The sequence below is a fragment of the Mycolicibacterium arenosum genome, assembly GCF_024320865.1.
GTDB lineage: Bacteria > Actinomycetota > Actinomycetes > Mycobacteriales > Mycobacteriaceae > Mycobacterium > Mycobacterium arenosum.
The window spans coordinates 1-16,472 of record NZ_JANDBD010000017.1 but is presented as its reverse complement, the minus strand read 5'-3'; the positions used below and the strand labels follow the sequence as shown (position 1 = coordinate 16,472).

At 66.8% G+C, this 16,472-nt stretch carries 17 protein-coding genes; 11 read left to right on the top strand and 6 right to left on the bottom strand.

All coding sequences use genetic code 11. The annotated features are described in order from the left end of the window. Nucleotides 1-36 precede the first annotated feature (36 nt). Entirely contained in the window at nt 37-981 is a 945-nt protein-coding gene (locus NM203_RS30280; RefSeq protein ID WP_255064511.1) for an alpha/beta hydrolase family protein, read from the bottom strand. Between the two features lie 1,300 nt (nt 982-2,281). Beyond that, nucleotides 2,282-3,517, bottom strand: a complete 1,236-nt coding sequence (locus NM203_RS30275) for a COG4705 family protein (protein ID WP_255064510.1) — start codon at nt 3,515-3,517, stop codon at nt 2,282-2,284. An 89-nt stretch (nt 3,518-3,606) separates the two neighbouring features. On the opposite strand from NM203_RS30275, the gene NM203_RS30270 reads away from it, so the two are divergent. The 4 genes from NM203_RS30270 to NM203_RS30255 are packed head-to-tail and all read left to right on the top strand — an operon-like array spanning nt 3,607 to nt 8,280. Further along, the gene (locus NM203_RS30270) at nt 3,607-4,260 is read left to right on the top strand and encodes a hypothetical protein (protein WP_255064509.1); all 654 of its coding nucleotides are present in this window, start codon (nt 3,607-3,609) and stop codon (nt 4,258-4,260) included. Next, nucleotides 4,257-4,919, top strand: a complete 663-nt coding sequence (locus NM203_RS30265; RefSeq protein ID WP_255064508.1) for an ABC transporter ATP-binding protein — start codon at nt 4,257-4,259, stop codon at nt 4,917-4,919. Before NM203_RS30270 ends, NM203_RS30265 begins: the two co-directional genes overlap by 4 nt. Then, on the top strand, nt 4,916-5,623 hold the full coding sequence (locus tag NM203_RS30260) for an ABC transporter ATP-binding protein (protein WP_255064507.1): 708 nt from the start codon (nt 4,916-4,918) through the stop codon (nt 5,621-5,623). Before NM203_RS30265 ends, NM203_RS30260 begins: the two co-directional genes overlap by 4 nt. Then, a complete protein-coding gene (locus NM203_RS30255) occupies nt 5,620-8,280 on the top strand; it encodes an FtsX-like permease family protein (protein ID WP_255064501.1) in 2,661 nt (886 codons plus the stop codon). The genes NM203_RS30260 and NM203_RS30255 overlap by 4 nt, the downstream gene beginning before the upstream one ends. 16 nt (nt 8,281-8,296) lie before the next feature. On the opposite strand, the gene NM203_RS30250 is transcribed toward NM203_RS30255, so the two are convergent. After that, the gene (locus tag NM203_RS30250) at nt 8,297-8,713 is read right to left on the bottom strand and encodes a hypothetical protein (RefSeq protein ID WP_255064500.1); all 417 of its coding nucleotides are present in this window, start codon (nt 8,711-8,713) and stop codon (nt 8,297-8,299) included. A gap of 159 nt (nt 8,714-8,872) precedes the next feature. Between NM203_RS30250 and NM203_RS30245 the strand changes: the two genes are divergently transcribed. From NM203_RS30245 to NM203_RS30230, 4 genes are all read left to right on the top strand, one after another. Then, on the top strand, nt 8,873-9,952 hold the full coding sequence (locus NM203_RS30245) for a phosphodiester glycosidase family protein (RefSeq protein ID WP_255064498.1): 1,080 nt from the start codon (nt 8,873-8,875) through the stop codon (nt 9,950-9,952). Nucleotides 9,953-10,017: 65 nt separating this feature from the next. After that, nucleotides 10,018-10,329 (top strand): hypothetical protein, encoded by a 312-nt coding sequence (locus NM203_RS30240; protein WP_255064496.1) that lies wholly within the window; start codon nt 10,018-10,020, stop codon nt 10,327-10,329. 85 nt (nt 10,330-10,414) lie between these two features. Continuing rightward, a complete protein-coding gene (locus tag NM203_RS30235; protein WP_255064495.1) occupies nt 10,415-11,845 on the top strand; it encodes a sensor histidine kinase in 1,431 nt (476 codons plus the stop codon). Next, nucleotides 11,842-12,546, top strand: coding sequence for a phosphatase PAP2 family protein (locus NM203_RS30230; RefSeq protein WP_255064494.1), 705 nt, complete (start codon nt 11,842-11,844; stop codon nt 12,544-12,546). Before NM203_RS30235 ends, NM203_RS30230 begins: the two co-directional genes overlap by 4 nt. Before the next feature lie 13 nt (nt 12,547-12,559). On the opposite strand, the gene NM203_RS30225 is transcribed toward NM203_RS30230, so the two are convergent. Together NM203_RS30225 and NM203_RS30220 are read right to left on the bottom strand one after the other, a co-directional pair. Beyond that, nucleotides 12,560-12,790: a hypothetical protein gene (locus tag NM203_RS30225; RefSeq protein ID WP_255064492.1), complete on the bottom strand. Its 231-nt coding sequence runs from the start codon at nt 12,788-12,790 to the stop codon at nt 12,560-12,562. A 2-nt stretch (nt 12,791-12,792) separates the two neighbouring features. Next, a complete protein-coding gene (locus NM203_RS30220; protein WP_255064491.1) occupies nt 12,793-13,533 on the bottom strand; it encodes a hypothetical protein in 741 nt (246 codons plus the stop codon). 243 nt (nt 13,534-13,776) lie between these two features. On the opposite strand from NM203_RS30220, the gene NM203_RS30215 reads away from it, so the two are divergent. Genes NM203_RS30215 through NM203_RS30205 form a run of 3 tightly spaced genes read left to right on the top strand, consistent with a single transcriptional unit; the run spans nt 13,777 to nt 16,063 of the window. Continuing rightward, nucleotides 13,777-14,022 (top strand): hypothetical protein, encoded by a 246-nt coding sequence (locus tag NM203_RS30215; protein ID WP_255064490.1) that lies wholly within the window; start codon nt 13,777-13,779, stop codon nt 14,020-14,022. A gap of 27 nt (nt 14,023-14,049) precedes the next feature. Next, entirely contained in the window at nt 14,050-14,772 is a 723-nt protein-coding gene (locus tag NM203_RS30210) for a response regulator transcription factor (RefSeq protein WP_255064488.1), read from the top strand. Between the two features lie 7 nt (nt 14,773-14,779). After that, nucleotides 14,780-16,063: a sensor histidine kinase gene (locus tag NM203_RS30205; protein WP_255064487.1), complete on the top strand. Its 1,284-nt coding sequence runs from the start codon at nt 14,780-14,782 to the stop codon at nt 16,061-16,063. On the opposite strand, the gene NM203_RS30200 is transcribed toward NM203_RS30205, so the two are convergent. Then, nucleotides 16,060-16,296, bottom strand: a complete 237-nt coding sequence (locus NM203_RS30200) for an ATP-binding cassette domain-containing protein (protein ID WP_255064486.1) — start codon at nt 16,294-16,296, stop codon at nt 16,060-16,062. The two genes, NM203_RS30205 and NM203_RS30200, sit on opposite strands and share 4 nt — an antisense overlap. Nucleotides 16,297-16,472 lie beyond the last annotated feature (176 nt).

Below are 16,472 nucleotides of genomic sequence, written 5' to 3'. Positions count from 1 at the left end.
GTTGGTGGCTGGTGCAGCGTCTGGCGGAGACGCGCCTCAGCCGCCTGTCCGGAAGTCAACCGCAATCTCTGCGATTGTCTTGATGGATACATCGGTGATGGTGTCCAGAATTCGCGCATACATCGGTGATTTCGGATCGACGATCGATACGTGGTTCTCGCCGGCCGCGATGACGATCTCGCCGATGCCTCGTTGGCGTACCACCTCGTCGATGTAGCGCTGCGAGAGCACCACCGGCACGGTGCGGTCCGCATCCCCGTGCACAGCGAGGATCGGGATCGCCGGGTCGATGTTCTGGATGGGGTCGACCGACTGGTAGCGCTCCGGTACCTCCTGTGGCGTACCTCCGAGCACGGCGACGACGTGACGGTCGCCGTGGTCGGCGGCGTACACCATGTCGAGGGGCCCCGCCAAGGCGATGATTCGGGTGGGTTGGAAAAGTGGCCGGCTACCAACCTCGTTTGGGTTCAGTCGGTTTCGTGTTCCCACCCACGCGGCAAGTTGACCGCCTGCGCTGTGTCCGACCACCAACTCGTCATTCGTGGTGATCTGGGGGAACTGTCTCTTCAGTTCCACCACGTAGTCGAGGGCATCTGCGACGTCCTCGAACGTCGTGGGCCAGCCTCCTCCCGACCCGACGCGCCGGTACTCGATGTTGTACACCGCCATACCCTTCGCGGCGAGGTCCCGCGCGTAGGGCGACATGGTGGTTGCACCCAATCGAGACTTCCACGACCCGCCGTGGATCAGGACCACCAGCGGTATCGAGTCCACGGCCTGCGGGCCGGCGGGAAGATAGAAGTCCCCCCAGTTCTGCGCAGGATCCCCGAGACCTCTGGTCGTGTAGTCGATGCGATGGACTGTCACGCTGTCGTTGGCCGTCGGCAACGGTGCGGGCGCCGGCGCGTTACCCGGCGAGCAACCCGAAACTAGAATGGCGATTGACAAGCCGACTCCAGCGAGCGCCTGACCTGCGGTCATGCGTCACAGTATTGCAGGATTGTCCGACGATGGAGCCACTACGGTGGTGACGGTCCAACGGGCGTCAGGGGAATGCGGGTGCCCGTGTGCTCGAGCGAAGGTAAATGGATCCTTCACTCGGCGACGGGGTGTTGATGACGCGAGGCCTCCTAATCTCGGAGAGGTACCAGGAAAGTGATACGTCAAACCGGGGGAGTTAGACGCACGCCCATCAAGAGCCGTTTGTTGGCAGCATTTCTCGCCACCGCACCGGCTGGTCGAGTTCCGCCCTTGAAGTGCAGAGGCGCCTTCAGCTTGGCTCAGCATTGCTTCAGCCATGCGCGCCCAGGATGAACCGCATGACATCAAACACATTGTTTACCAGTCGGATAACTCGACGCTCGCTTGCCGTGGCGGGGATTGGCGCGCTCGCGGCAATGGGTGTTCTAAGCTCGATGAACGGCGGACTCAACACCGGGCCGGGACCACGGATTGAGGCGGGTTCGAGAAGCGCGCCGACGAACACGGTCTACCACCAACCGGTCCTCGGCCAGATGTCGGTGGGCGAGACAGCGACCTGGACGCCACCGCCCGCTCCGCCGAGTGTCCCCATCACGGCAAGCGCGCACTGACATGCCCAGTCAAAAGTCGCGTATCGCGCCGTCCTCCGCCCGTATTGCCGCAGCTGTGTTCCCGTTAGCCTGTTCTGCAGTGATGTCGTTGGGGATCGCGCCGGCGGCGCACGCCGGCGCGATCCCGCCCGATATTGCGGGCAAGCTGTACTCCGACGCGTCCGCGGCGCTGAACAGGGCGGGGTTCGAACCTGTGGTGTCGACGTCCGTAGGCGACCGTCAGTCGCGAAGTGACTGCATAGTCACCTCTTCGCACCAACACAGCGTGCCCCCGCCGCCCAACTCGAGAGGCGCGGTCCGACAACAGGTTCTGGTCTCGTTGAACTGTGAGGCCTCGGTGGCATCGGTCACCGAACCCGGTCCCTCCGCGGCGAGTCCTGAAGGGCGCGCGGCGAAGGCGGCTGCGAAGGCGGCTGCCAAGAGAGGCTGACGTAGGTCGGTGGCGTCAATTGCAGAAGGTAGTTGTCGCCTGGGGTTGCCGGCCGGGACTCGTTCTGTGATGCCCTCAGCCCCAATGCTTTCGGACTTGTCGGGCTGGTGCTGGCGGGGTGATGAACCTCCGGCTGACCCGCCCCCGAGCTCGGGCCTACCTCGACGGCCTACGAGCGCGAGGACCTGACTCGGACACAACGACGACGAGGCGTCAGCCGCGGCTACCCCACGGCTGACGCCTCTCTGCCGGCCCTGTCCTACTTCAGCGCGGCCGCCAGGTCGTTCAGCGTCTGCGTCTCGGTCGCTTGATTGGGACTCGCGTCCCGAATCGCGGTGAGCACAGCGTCGATCCGACCGTCGATCGCGGTCCAGGTTTCGCTGTCCTGTGCCTGGAGCCTGGTGGCAGCGTCATCCCACGCGGTTTCGAGGTTCTTGGCGCTAGCCGTTGCGCCCGCCTGATCGCCGGCCTGCACCTTGGTCAGCGCGTCCGCGGTGATCGCGCGGAAGTTCGCGACGTCGGCCGCCGGGAACTTCGCGGTCGCCTGTCCGGGTGCGATGGCGGTGATCACAGTCGGCGCCTCGGCTCCGGGAGGCGCTCCGTGTGGCTGCGCATGTGCCCAGGTCAGTAGAGCACCCGCGGCGATCGCCACAGCGGCGAAGTAGCCCAGCACGACCTTCTCGCGGCCGGGATTGGCGGGCCGCACGTCCGCGGGCTTCTCGATCACGTCGGCTTTCGTGACCGTGAGGTAGATCACGGTGGCCAGGATCGCGGCGAGGAAGATGACGCTGGTGATCGCCACGCCCAGGCCCAGTCCCTGCTGATCCGGCGGAAAGCCCAGCCAGTCACCGAGATTCGCGCCGAGCGGGCGAGTCAGGATGTAGGCCAGCCAGAACGACAGGACCACGTTGGCGCCCATCTTCCAGCCCGCGACGATCGCGATGATCAGACCGGCGGGCAGCAACACGGAGATTCCGGGGCCCCAGCCCGTGAGCTCGAGGGTCCAGTCGCCGACCGCGGTGCCGAGTGCGAACGTCACCAGAATCGCGAGCCAGTAGAACAGTTCGCGCGGCAACGTGACGATGCTGTGGATGGACAGCGTCCGCTCCTTGACGAACCAGGCTCCGAAGACCACGGCCAGGATCAGCGCGAAGACGCTGGTGCTCATGGCCAGTGGCACGCCGAGGGTGTCGGTGAGGATGTCGGTGTACAGCGTACCGGTCACGCTGAGGACCACCACCGTCAACCAGTAGGGGAACGGCTTGTACCGTTTCAGCGACAGCTGCCAGCCCAGGACCGCGGCCAGCACGGCGGTGAAGATCAGGGCCGTCGGGATCAGCCCGACTCCAAGAGTCATGTTGATCCAGTCGGCGAAACTCTCGCCCACGGTGGTGCACAGAATCTTGATGACCCAGAACCACACCGTGATTTCGGGTACTTTGCTCAGCATCGTGCGCGGAGTTCGCAGCGCAGCGGAATTCGTTGTGTCGGTCATGACGCAGGAACCTAAATCGGTGAAGCTGAAGGTCCGCTGAGCAAACGCCTTCAGCGACCCTTCAGGGTGCTCGCGGGATCATTGCCGCCATGATGCGCAGGTACACCACGGCGAGCGGGGCCCGACGGAATCCGACTTTCGACAGGTTCCCACTGCAGGCGCTGAGTTCGACGGCGGCAATCGCCCTCACGGCGATCGGAATCGTCGCCTGCAGTCCACAGCCCGCCCCGCCGATCGCCGCCTCGGGGACGACGCAGCAGCAGGTCGCCGACGTCAGTCCGGCCGGCGACATCCCCGACAACCAGGCGTTCGTCCCGTTCACCGCCGCCGACGGGTCGTTCACGATCAAGGTTCCGGAGGGCTGGGCCAGGACCGACGTCGATGGTGTGTCGTTCACCGACAAGCTGAACACGATCGCCATCGCCAGCCGGCCGGCGACCGTGGCGCCCACGGTCGACTCCGTGAACCAGCAGGAGATGCCCGGTATCGAATCCTCCACTCCGGGCTTCCAGCCGGGAACGATCAGTCAGGTCACGCGCACCGCGGGTGAAACCGTGCTCGTCACCTACGGCGCCGATTCACTGCCCAACCCGGTGACCGGCAAATCAATCCGCGACGACGTGGAGCGGTACTCGTACTACCGGCCGGGCCAAGTGGTCACGGTAACCCTGTCGGGCCCGGTGGGGGCGGACAACGTCGATCCCTGGCGAATCGTCACCGACTCGTTCGTCTGGCATCCGTGACACCTGCGCTTCAGGCGAGCACGCTGTACCGGTTCTTCCGGGTCGGCGACGAGGAAACCCTAGCGCTGCAGAGTGTCTCGCTGACCGTCGAGCCCGGTGAGTTCGTCACCGTCGCGGGACCCTCAGGGTCGGGCAAATCGACGTTGCTGTCCTGCTTAGCGGGCATCGACGAGCCCGACGGAGGGGCGGTCCACGTCACGGGTCGGCGGATGAGCCATCGGCCCGAGGCGGTTCGCGCACGATTACGTGCCGACGAGTTGGGGCTCCTATTTCAGAGCCGTAACCTGTTGCAGCACCTGACAGTTGCCGAGAATCTCGCGCTCATTCAGCGAGTGCGGGGGCGGTCACGCGCCGCGTCGGTCGGCGCCTTGCTCGAGTCGCTCGGCATCGAGGGTAAGGCGGACCGTTTGCCGCGCGATCTCTCGGGTGGTGAATCGGCGCGTGCGGGGCTGGCCGTCGCGTTGGTCAACGAGCCGGCCGCTCTGCTCGCCGACGAACCGACCGGGGAACTGGACGGCTCGGCGGAACGCGACGTCCTGCTGGCGCTGCGGGCACGCGCTGCGGCGGGCACCGCGATACTGGTGGCGAGCCACAGTCCCGCCGTTACCGAAGCGTCCGACCGGGTGATCCGGTTGTCCGACGGTCGGATCGTCGGATGAGCACACGGGTCGGGGACGAGCCGGCACTTGTCAGCTGCGTTGGTGTCGCCCGGTCCTACGCAGCGGGCTCCACGGCCTTCACCGCCGTGCGTGACGTGACGTGCGAGGTGCGAGCATCGAATCGCATTGCCGTGACCGGACCTTCGGGTTCGGGGAAGTCGACGCTGCTGCATCTGATGGCGGGTCTGGACACCGCTACCGCGGGAACCGTGAGTTGGCCGGCGTTCGGTGGTCCGCCGAGAGCGAGTGCGCGGCTCGTCGGTGTCGTCTTCCAGGGGCCCAGTTTGATCCCGGCGCTTGACGCGATCGAGAACGTCGCGCTCCCTATGATCCTCGACGGCACCGCAGCCGATGCCGCCACCGAACGCGCGCACGCCGCGCTCGCGCGGTTGGATCTCGGCGCGTTCGCGCGCAAGTTGCCGGACGAACTCTCTGCGGGCCAGGCCCAGCGGATCGCCGTCGCTCGTGTGCTCGCGGGTGAGCCGCGACTGATCCTGGCCGACGAACCCACTGGGCAGCTCGACCACGCGAACGCTTCCGCTGTGATGGACGTTCTGGTGCAAGCCGCCGACGAACTGACTGCGGCCCTAGTCGTGTCGACCCACGATCCCTCGGTGGCGAACCGACTCCGCACGCGATGGGTGATGCACGGGGGATCGTTGGACTTCGACTCTCGCGCCGACGCCGAAGCCGGTCAGCGATGACCTGGCTGTGGTTGACGGGCCTGCTGCGACGGCGACCGATCCGGCTCCTGGGTACCGCCGTCGGGGTAGCCGTCGCGGTGGCGATGCTGGCGAGCCTGGGCGCGTTCCTCGCCCGTTCCCAGTCGACGATGACCGAACGTGCCGTACGTGGCGTGGCGGTCGACTGGCAGGTCGAGGTGGTCCGTGGCGCGATGGACGCCGACGTCGCCGAAGTGGTCGCCGCCACTCCCGGGGTGGTCGACTCGGCGCAGGTCGATCTTGCTCGAACAACCGGCTTTTCGGCCGTGACCGGCGCGACGACTCAGATGACGGGTCCCGGCGTCGTGCTCGGTCTGCCCGATGGATACGGCACCGTGTTCCTCGGCGAGATCCGGTCGCTGGTCGGCGCCGAGTCGGGTGTTCTGCTCGCTCAGCAGACGGCGGCGAACCTGCACGCGGCACCAGGTGACACCGTGAGCATCGGCCGGCAGGGCATGGCGCCCGCCACCGTGACGGTGGCAGGCGTCATCGATCTACCGCAGGCGAATTCACTGTTTCAGAAGGTGGGCGCACCGCCGAGTGCGCAACCCATCGCGCCGCCCGACAACGTGCTGATCCTCCCGGCCGCGCAGTGGCGAGCGGTGTTCGATCCGCTCGGGGCGGTGCGACCCGACCTGGTGACGACGCAGTTTCACCTTCGGCTCGATCACACGTTGCCGCGGGATCCGGCGGGGGCGTACACCGCCGTCACCACCGCCGCCCGGAATCTCGAAGCGCGCAGCGCCGGTACCGCACTCGTCGGGGACAACCTCGGGGCCACGCTGGATGCGGCCCGTCACGACGCGGCCTACGCCGGGGTGCTGTTCCTGTTCCTCGGTCTACCGGGGGCGGTGCTCGCCGGCGTGCTGACCGCCACCATGGCGGCGTCGGGCTCCGAACGCCGGCGCTCCGAACAGGCGCTGTTGCGCAGCCGGGGTGCCTCGGCACGCCAACTGCTGACCCTCGCGGGTGCCGAGGCGGCATTCGTCGGCGTCGTCGGCGCCGGGCTGGGGATCGTATCGGCGGCGGTGCTGGCCCGAATGGTGTTCGGCACCGGGGACTTCGGCGGCTCACCGACCGCGGTGGTCGCCTGGCCGCTGGGCGCCGCCGCGGTGGGTATGCTCATCGCCGCGGTGTCGGTGGTTATGCCCGTGCGTCGCGACCTCCGCAACCACACGATCGCGCGGGACCGGCAGGTGGTCACGGCGTTCGCATACCCGCGGTGGGCCGGGTACGGTGCGGATGCCGTGTTGCTGGTCCTGGCGGCCATCGTGTACCGGGCGACCAGCAGCGCCGGGTATCAGCTCGTCCTCGCGCCCGAGGGGGTGCCGACGATATCGGTGTCCTACTGGGCGTTCGTCGGACCGGTGCTGCTGTGGACGGGCAGCGCTCTCTTCATGTGGCGGCTCGCGGATCTGATGTTCGGTGCGGGTCGCCCGCTGCTCCGGCGCCTTCTCCGGCCGCTGACCGGCGAGCTGTCCGGCACGGTGGCCGCGACGCTGTCGCGGCAGCGCAGAACGCTGGTGCGGACGATCGTGCTGCTGGGCGTCACGGTGGCGTTCGCCGTGTCGACCGCCACGTTCAACGCGACGTACCGCCAACAGGCCGAAGCCGATGCCCAGCTGACCAACGGCGCCGACGTGACCGTGCAACTGCCGCAGGGCGTTGAGTCACCGGCGGGGACGCTGTCGTCGATCGCCGCTGTGCCGGGGGTGGCGGCGGTGGAACCCATGCAGCATCGATTCGCCTACATCGGTTCCGATCTGCAGGACCTCTACGGCGTCAACCCGGCTACCATCCGGCGCGTCACCGCGTTGCAGGACAGTTACTTCCCCGGAGCCAGGGCCGGCGATCTGATGGCCACGCTGGCGACGGCGCCCGACTCGATTCTGGTGTCCGCGGAGACCGTGCACGATTTTCAACTTCAGGTCGGTGACCCGCTGGTGCTCCGGTTGGTGGACGCCGCCACACGTCAACCCAAGGCCGTGACGTTCCGCTACATCGGCGTGGTGACCGAGTTCCCCACCGCCCCCAAGGACAGCTTCCTGGTGGCGAACGCCGAATACATTGCGGCTCAGACGGGTTCGGCGTCAGCGGAGACGTACCTCGTGGACGTGGCAGGACGGGACACCGCCGTCGTGACCGAGCGGATGCGCCAACTCTTCGGCACGTCGGCGACGGTGACCGACATCGCCAACGTGCGGGACACGGTCGGATCGAGCCTCACGTCGGTCGACCTGGCCGGTCTCACGGCCGTCGAACTGTCCTTCGCGCTCGTGCTGGCGGTCGGAGCCGGCGGCCTGGTCTTCGCCCTCGGGTACGCCGAACGGCGCCGCACCCACGGTATCCTCACCGTGGTGGGGGCGCGCCCAGCGCACCTGCGCGCTCTGATCTTCAGCGAGATCACTGTTCTCGGACTGTCCGGAATGGCGGGTGGTGCGGCGATCGGAGCGACCCTGTCCGTGATGCTGGTCAAGGTGCTCAGCGGCGTGTTCGACCCGCCGCCCGATGTCATCGCGGTGCCGTGGACCTACTTCGCGGTGCTGTCGGGGGTGACCGTGGCGGCGCTCGCCGTGGTCGGCGAGGTGCAGGTCCGCCTCGCCCGGCGTCCCGCAATCCCGATGCTGCGTGAACTCTGAAGCGGCGCGCGACCTCTTAGAGACGGACAGCGGCACAGACACTCGGTCGTTCACGGCCGGCGCCGGTAGCCGTGACGGTGATCAGCTCGATGGCGGACATCGGTACCTCGATCCTGAACGTGTGGCCGTTCGCGCCCTCGCCGACGAAGGCTGATCCGGTGAGACCGTCGTACGCGGAATCGCGTGAGGTGATGGAGTAACTGACCACCTGGGTCGGCGTACTCACCACGCCGAGTTCTATGGAATGCGGGGCGACAGCGTGATAGAACGCGATGTCGGGCGGGCAGTCGCCCGCGGCGACTCCCAGCGCGTACACCGGCTCGGGTGACGGATCCGGCGCTGGATGAGGTGCGGCGCACGCGATCAGGACGGTTCCGCAGATCGCCAGAGCGGCCGCTGCGCGAGCCGCGAGGACCGTGCTCGATTCAGGCACGAGTTCGATGCTGGTGTGTGTCGACTGAAGGTTCGCTGAAAAGACCGGAAGTTGCTGCCTCTCAGCGGAACTACAGGACGATATCGCCACGATTCAGCTATGTACGACACCCGGTACGCGCCCCCGGTCCGAGTGCGGCGCCGCTTTCGCGATCGATGGATGACTCATCTGCTCGTCCTCGTGGTGGCGATCGTCACCGCCCTCGGCAGCGGGTACGCGGTGCTGTCAAGCGGTCCGGGATACGCGCCGTGGCAGGACCGAGCGTCAACGCTCCTGCGCCAGCTGGGATTCGGTGGCCCGCTGGATGCATTCGAGAACTGGCTCTACAGCAGGCACGCACCCCCCGACACGTCCCCCGACGCAAACGGTCTACTCGGTGCCTTCGATCACTCAGCGCCGAACGGTCCGCGCGCCTCCTACCGGCACCTTCCGGCGCTTCCGGGCACCGCGGACGGACTCGGTTGGCATCCCGTGGTGAGAACGCCGGGAACGTCGCCGGCGATCTACGCCGCGCTGCTGCAGCCGGACCGGTTCCACCGCAGCGTCGTCGCGGGCGCGGCACTGATCCGGACCGACACGGCCCGTGCACACCTCGTGCAGGGAACGAAAGAGCCGGCGGGTAGCCACGGTTCGGGAAAGATTCCCGCCGCGGAGCTGCCGAACGTGTTGGCCGCGTTCAACTCCGGGTTCAAGATGAGTGCTGATCCCGGCGGATTCTTCCTCAACGGCGTCACCGTCCACGACCTGCTCGACGGCAAGGCGTCGGCGGTGATCGACGACCGCGGCCGGATGACGGTGGGTCAATGGGGACGCGACGTTGCGATGTCTCCCCACGTGGTAGCCGTGCGTCAGAACCTCGCGCTGATCGTCGACAACGGGCAACCCGTGCCGGGGCTCGACCACAACGTCGACCTTCGCTGGGGTAGTGCGAGGAACCAACTCCAGTACACGTGGAGGTCCGGCCTGGGCGCGACGGCGCACGGAGACCTCATCTACGTGGCGGGCGATCAGCTCAACCTGGCCGCTCTCGGTGCAGCGCTGACGCAGGCGGGTGCGGTGACCGCCATGGAACTCGACATCCACTCCGGCTTGCAGTTCTTCAGTGCGTGGGTCGACGCGTCCGGCGGGCCGTCGCCGCAGCGTCTGCTGTCGACGATGACCGGTCCAGCAGACCGCTACGTACGCCCCGACACACGAGACTTCTTCTACTTCACGACCGCCGGCGGCGTCGGTCACTGATCTCGACAGCGCGATATTCAGCCCTTTCAGGGTTTCTTCAGCAGTCTGCTGACAGCATTGGGTCCGTGCCCACGTCAGCCCTGACGTACTCCGTGCGACGCGTGTTCGCGTCGTGCCTCGCGTTGCTTGCCGTACTCGCATCGTTCGAGCTGCTGAGCAGGGGGAGCGATCCGGATCCGTTCTCCTTCCATGAGGGATACTCGGCCATCGCCGACCGGGGTTCCGTGCGCGCGGCGATGGCGCACGCCGGCGCGACGCCCACACGACTGTGCAACAACCTCTTCGACGACGCTCTCGCCCGCGGCACCGCTGACCGGATCGTTCACCACGACTTCCTGAACGGTTGCGAGCGCGCCGTCGGCGACGCGATGGAGTAGGCATCGCGTTGCCGCATTGTTCAGGAAACCTTCAGGCCTAACCAGCCACAGTGGTGGGCTACTGCCAGAAGGAAAAGGTGCGCTCATGGTGCTCGTCTCACCGTCACGCTGGACGGTGCGCACACGCTCGACCGTCGCCGCGACCGTTGTCGTGACGGCCTGTCTTCTGCTCGCGGGTGGCGCGCTGTTGGTGGTGCTGTTCACCACCCTTGAGCGTTCCGCGCAGGCAACCGCCGCATCGAGATCGGCGCAGGTCGTCGATCAGCTGCGAACGGAGATGCCGGCAGACCTGGACAGGGCGATGATGGCCACGGATAGCCAGGTGGGCGCCGTGCAGGTGGTTGACGCTGCAGGACTCGTCGTTATTCAGTCAGCAGGCGGCCCGCGGGAACCGCTCGCCCGCCGCACGATGGCGCCGGGGTCCACGGCGTCGTTCGGTCGGGTACGGCCGGACGGCACGCAGGACTTCTGGGTCATGGCCGCCGGTGTTGACACGCCGGCGGGACCCGTCACGGTGCTGGTCGGTGCCGATCGAGAACCGGTGGAGGGCGTCGTCAACACCGTGGCTCTGCTACTCGGGATCGGAGGCCCGATCGCCATCGCCCTCGTGGCATTCGGAACATACCGCCTCGTCGGCGCGGCGCTGTTACCCGTGGAACGCCTACGTGCACTGGTGGCGTCCATCACCAGCCGCAGGCTCGGCGAACGAATCCCCGTGCCGCCCGCGGATGACGAGGTCACGCGCCTGGCGGTCACGATGAACGACATGCTCGACCGGCTCGAGGGCAGCCAGAACGCTCAACGCCGATTCGTCAGCGATGCGTCGCACGAGCTTCGCAGTCCGTTGGCGTCGATCAATGCCGCCCTGGAACTCGCGCATCGGCGCCCCGAGCTCTTCGACCAGGCGCTGATCAACGATGCGCTCATCCCGGAAGCGCAGCGCATGCAGGGGTTGGTGGAGGACCTCCTGCTGCTCGCCCGAGCCGACGAGCACAACGACGGTCGACGAACCGTCGACGTCGACCTCGATGACATCGTTCTCGCGGAAGCGGAACGGATCAAAGGGATCACGAACCTCGACGTCGAAACGTCGGTCGCCGCGGTACGTGTGCACGGTGATCCGCGTGGCCTGTCGCGCATGGTGCGCAATCTTGTGGACAACGCTGCTCGACACGCGCACAAGAGAATTCGCTTGGAGAGTCGGTCGACCGGAGGGGTGGCTCAGGTCGTCGTCGACGACGACGGGACCGGGATCCCGGAGAAGGATCGGGCTCGGGTGTTCGATCGGTTCGTTCGGCTCGACTCGCCCCGCGATCGGGAGTCCGGTGGCGCAGGGCTCGGGTTGTCGATCGTCGCTCAGCTGGTCGACGCGCACAGCGGGTCGATCTCGATCGGCGGGTCCGGTCTCGGCGGAGCGTCCTTCACAGTGAACCTGCCTTTGGCCGCGGCTGAGGCGGACGGTGCGGACGCGTCTTCAGTGAGCGTTCAGGTCCGCCCCGCGACACTGTGTCGGTGACTGAAAACGTCGGTGTGGACGCGGGTGGGCGGATGTCGGCAACCCGTGCTGCGGGGTGCGTCGTCGTGCCGCTCACGTTGATGGCGCTCATCGGGGCGTTGGTCGCCACGGCTGGTTGGGTGGCCCGCACGGACCAGTTCGTCCTCGCATGGTTCGTGAGCCATCGCTCGCCGGTTCTCGACCAGCTGGCGTTAGCCGTCACCAACGCCTTCGGGCCGGCGGAGACCGCGGTGGCCGCGGTCGTGGTCGCCGTCATCGCCGGGTGCGTCTTGCGCTCGCGCCGTAGTGGTTTCGTTGTGATCGGCACCATCGGGGGAGCTTCCGCGGCCTGCTGGCTCATCAAGCAAGTGGTTGCGCGCCCACGACCAGCCATCGCGTTGCAGGAGACACTCGAGACCGACTACTCCTTCCCTTCGGGACATGTCACCGGCGCGGCCGCTCTCTTGGGAATGTGCATCGCGGTCACGTGGCTCGTCGGCCACGTCGTCATGACTCGGTGGGTTACAGCCGTCGCCGTGACGCTGTTCTGCGCAGTCTCGTTGAGCCGCATGTACCTCGGCGTGCACTGGCTGACGGATGTCATCGCGGGGACGCTACTCGGGTGCTCCGCCGTGCTGACCGGCGCTGTGCTCCTGCAGCGGACGGCCAGGGTGACCGCCGAGCAGCCCGATACACGACATCCCGCTGAGTCGGTCGCGTGAGTTCGCGTGTGCATCAATGCGATGCGGGCGAAGCTCCCCGGTTGTTGCGTCGTGCCACCCGGTAGATGCTCGCTGGCAGCGCGATCAACACGGTGACCGTGACGATCAGCCACGAAGTGGCGCCGGTCAACTGATTCACCGCGTAGGTGGCTGCCATCGCCGCGCCGACCGAGAGCGCTACTCGCCAGTCGTCGCCGATGATGAAGTCGTACCAGAACTTCGCGAAACTCCTCAGCGTGCGCACGATTAGGAAGCCCTTGTCGGTTGGGTGGTGGCGGGGGTGGTTGCCCGTCGCTTGAAGAGCGCCGACAACGCCAGCGCGTACAGAGCGACGGCCGGTATCAGCACAAGCAGCGCGAGGTCCTCACCCGGCCAGTGCGCGCCGGCGCCCTCCGCGCCCCAGTAGATTCCGAACGCCGTCAGCATCACCCCGACGAAGAACTTCATCGCGTTCTCCGGAACCCGAGCGAGCGGTGCGCGGATGGCGAGACCCGCGATCGCGACGACGGCAACCGCAGACGCCGCTGCGAGGGCCGCCAAGGAGATGCTGCCGTGATTGGCGCCCAGCGTCAGCGCGATGAACGCGACTTCGATGCCCTCCAACAGAATGCCCTTAAACGACAGGGTGAACGCGTACCAATCCAGCCCGGCCGTCCGGCGCGAGGAAGGGCTCGTGTGAGCCGCGGCCAGCGTCGCCGCGTAGGCGACCGCCTCATCGCGGTGGGCCTTATTGCCGCTGGCGCGAAGAATCGCCTTGCGAAGCCACTGCAGCCCGAAGACGAGAAGCAGGCTGCCGACGACGAAGCGCAGGCCGTCCAGGGGGAGGGCGGTGATCGCCGGGCCGAGGGCCGCCACTACCACGACCAGGACCGCCACGGCGGCAACCGCGCCGCTGGCTGCCGAGCGCCACCCTCGAGCAGTGCCGGCTGCCAGCACGATCGTGAACCCCTCGACGGCCTCCACGGCACACGCGAGAAACACGGTCACGAACAGAGCCGAACCGTTCAACTGAAACCCCTCGTGCCTCGTACAAAACTAACAGTCGTTACGACGCGACTCTAACGGATTGCTGGTGAGGCTGTCATCGCGCGCATGGCGGCGTCGTCCGCGGGCTATGGGAATCGAAGGTAAAGCGGTCGTTTACCAAGCGATGGGGTGTCGATAACGCACGGGTTTCTAATCTCGTAGAAGTACCGGAAAAGCGGTACCTCAACCCAAGGAGAAACCCTCATGGCCATCAAGAACCGTTTGTTTGCAGCACTTCTCGCCACCGCAGCAGCCGGCGCTGTTTTGGCCACCGCGCCGATGGCGGCCGCGGCTGATTCGGGCACTCAGCAGACGTGCTCCAGCGCGAGGTCGCACACCCAGTGCCAGTCGCCGGGCAACGTCCAGATCAAGACGTCCCCGGCGCCGGTTAAGTTCCATCCCTACGGCGGGCTCGACGCCCTCATCGGGAGCAACGAGCACGGCCGCTAACAGCGCGACGAGCGATACGCTGTGAACGTGGCCCACCTGCTGGTCGTCGAGGACGACGACACGATCGGCACACAACTCACCGACGGGCTGGCCACGCATGGTCACCGCGTCACGTGGGCCCGCACGGGTGCCGGCGCGCTCCGAGAGTCGAAGAGTCACGACTTCGAACTCGTCCTCCTCGATTTGGGTCTGCCGGACCTCGACGGCGTCCACGTGTGTCGAGAACTGAGGGCGGCGCAACCCGGCGCAGTGGTGGTGATCCTCACCGCCCGTGACGCCGAAATCGACGTCGTGGTCGGGCTCGACGCCGGTGCTGACGACTACCTGACGAAGCCGTTCAGATTCGCAGAGTTGTTGGCGCGCATCCGAGCCCACCTGCGCAGAGGATCGGTGTCCGCCACCGCGGAATCGGCGATCGCCATCGGGGAGTTGGTCATCGACACCGGATCGCGCGTCGCGACGTTCAACGGCCACCGTCTGAAGTTACGCAGTCGCGAGTACGACCTCCTCGCCCGGCTCGTCGCCGACGCCGACACGGCAGTCAGTCGTACAGATCTCATGGCGGACGTGTGGGACGAGCACTGGTACGGCTCGACGAAGACGCTCGACGTCCACGTCGGGATTCTGCGTCGCAAACTGGCTGACGCCGCCGACCAGTACTCGTCGGATCCCTCGGCGACACCGACGATCACCACGCTGCGCGGGTTCGGTTACCGCCTCGATTCGCCGCCTGGTCGTGGCGATGCGTAGTCGAATCGTGGCACTTGCGGTGATCTCCGCGATCGTCGCAACCAGCTTGTTCGGAATACCGCTTGGAGTCGCAGTCGCGCTCCATTACCACGCTCAAGAGGCCACCGAACTCGAAAGAATCGCCGACATCGCTGCACTCGACGTGGCGGCCGACGTCGAGCACACGGGGCACCCCGGCCGAATACCCGCTCCCGAGGTCGGCACGGTGATCGGACTGTACGACCCGAACGGCACACTGATCGGAGGTGTCGGGCCGGCCGGTGCCGACGATGCGGTTCGGCAAGCGCTCGCCGACAACTCGATTCAGCATCGCTCCGACTCGGGGATGCTCGTGGCCGCCGTCCCGATTCCCGATCAGGCCGGCGGGCTCTACGCCGTCCGCGCGAGTATGTCGGCCAGTGAGGTCTACCCGAGGATCGGACTCACGTGGCTGGCGATGGCGACGCTCGGCGCAGCCATCGTGTTCGTGACCTGGCGACTGGCTCGGTGGCAGGCGAAGCGACTCGCCCGGCCGGTCGAGGCTCTGGCCGCGTCTGCGTCCCGGCTCGCGGACGGAGACTTCTCCGTGTCGCTGGCCAGCAGTGGCATTGCCGACATCGATACTGCTGCGGATGCTCTCAATCACGCGGCGGAGCGCATTGGGGACCTCGTCGAGCGGGAGCGGGCAGTGACCTCCCACGCCTCGCATCAGCTGCGAACGCCGTTGGCAGGACTGCGGCTGACATTGGAGAACGCACTGCACACGCCGGGTGCCGATTACCACTCAGCCGTTGTCGAAGCCTTGGCGAGTTCGGATCGGCTGCAGCGCACCATCGACGACCTACTTGCATTGGCGCGCAGCACCGACCGACGCACCGAGGCGCCCGATATCAGTGCTCTGTTTGATGAGATCGCCGGCGCGTGGCGCGGGGTACTCACCGACAGCGGGCGGAATCTGACGACCGTCGTCGACCCACGACTCGATGTACCACCCTGTTCGGCGGCCGCGGTCCGTGAGATTCTGGCGGTCCTCATCGACAACGCGGTACGGCACGGGGTTGGGGGTGTCACCGTGCACGCTCGCGAGACCGTCGGAACCGTGGCGATCGACGTGCGGGATGGGGGCTCGGCGGGAGCAACGGCGATCGACGCGTTCTCCGAGGGTTCGGGCGATGACGGCGGCCGCATCGGCTTGCGGCTGGCGCGTCGGCTCGCTGACGCCGAAGGTGGGCGCGTGTTGCTGACGCAGCGCACACCAACGACGTTCACCTTCTTCATGCCCGATCACGCTGAATCGATTGGCGAAACCTAGAGACTCCGGTGTGCGGCCACGTTGATGATGCCGTCGGATGTCGTGTGGACGGAGGCCTCGATGCGGTACACGTCGCGCAGCATGGTTTCGGTGAGCGTCTCATGGGGTGCGCCCACGGAATACACTGCGCCGTTGTGCAATACGACGATGCGATCGGCGAATCGGGCGGCCAAGCCCAGATCGTGCACAGTCACGATCACGATCGCGGGCTGAGTACGGGCGAGCCGCTGCACGAGCGCCAGAAGCTGTAGTTGGTTGCGCAGATCAAGGCTGCTGGTCGGCTAGTTGTACTGACCACGGACGTTGGTGACGGCGTGGTGAGGTGACAAGACGAAGACCTCCGGGTGAAGTGCGAGCTGTCTAGGAACGCACCAACTCACCTCGGAGGTCTTCGTGGTTCACCGTAATG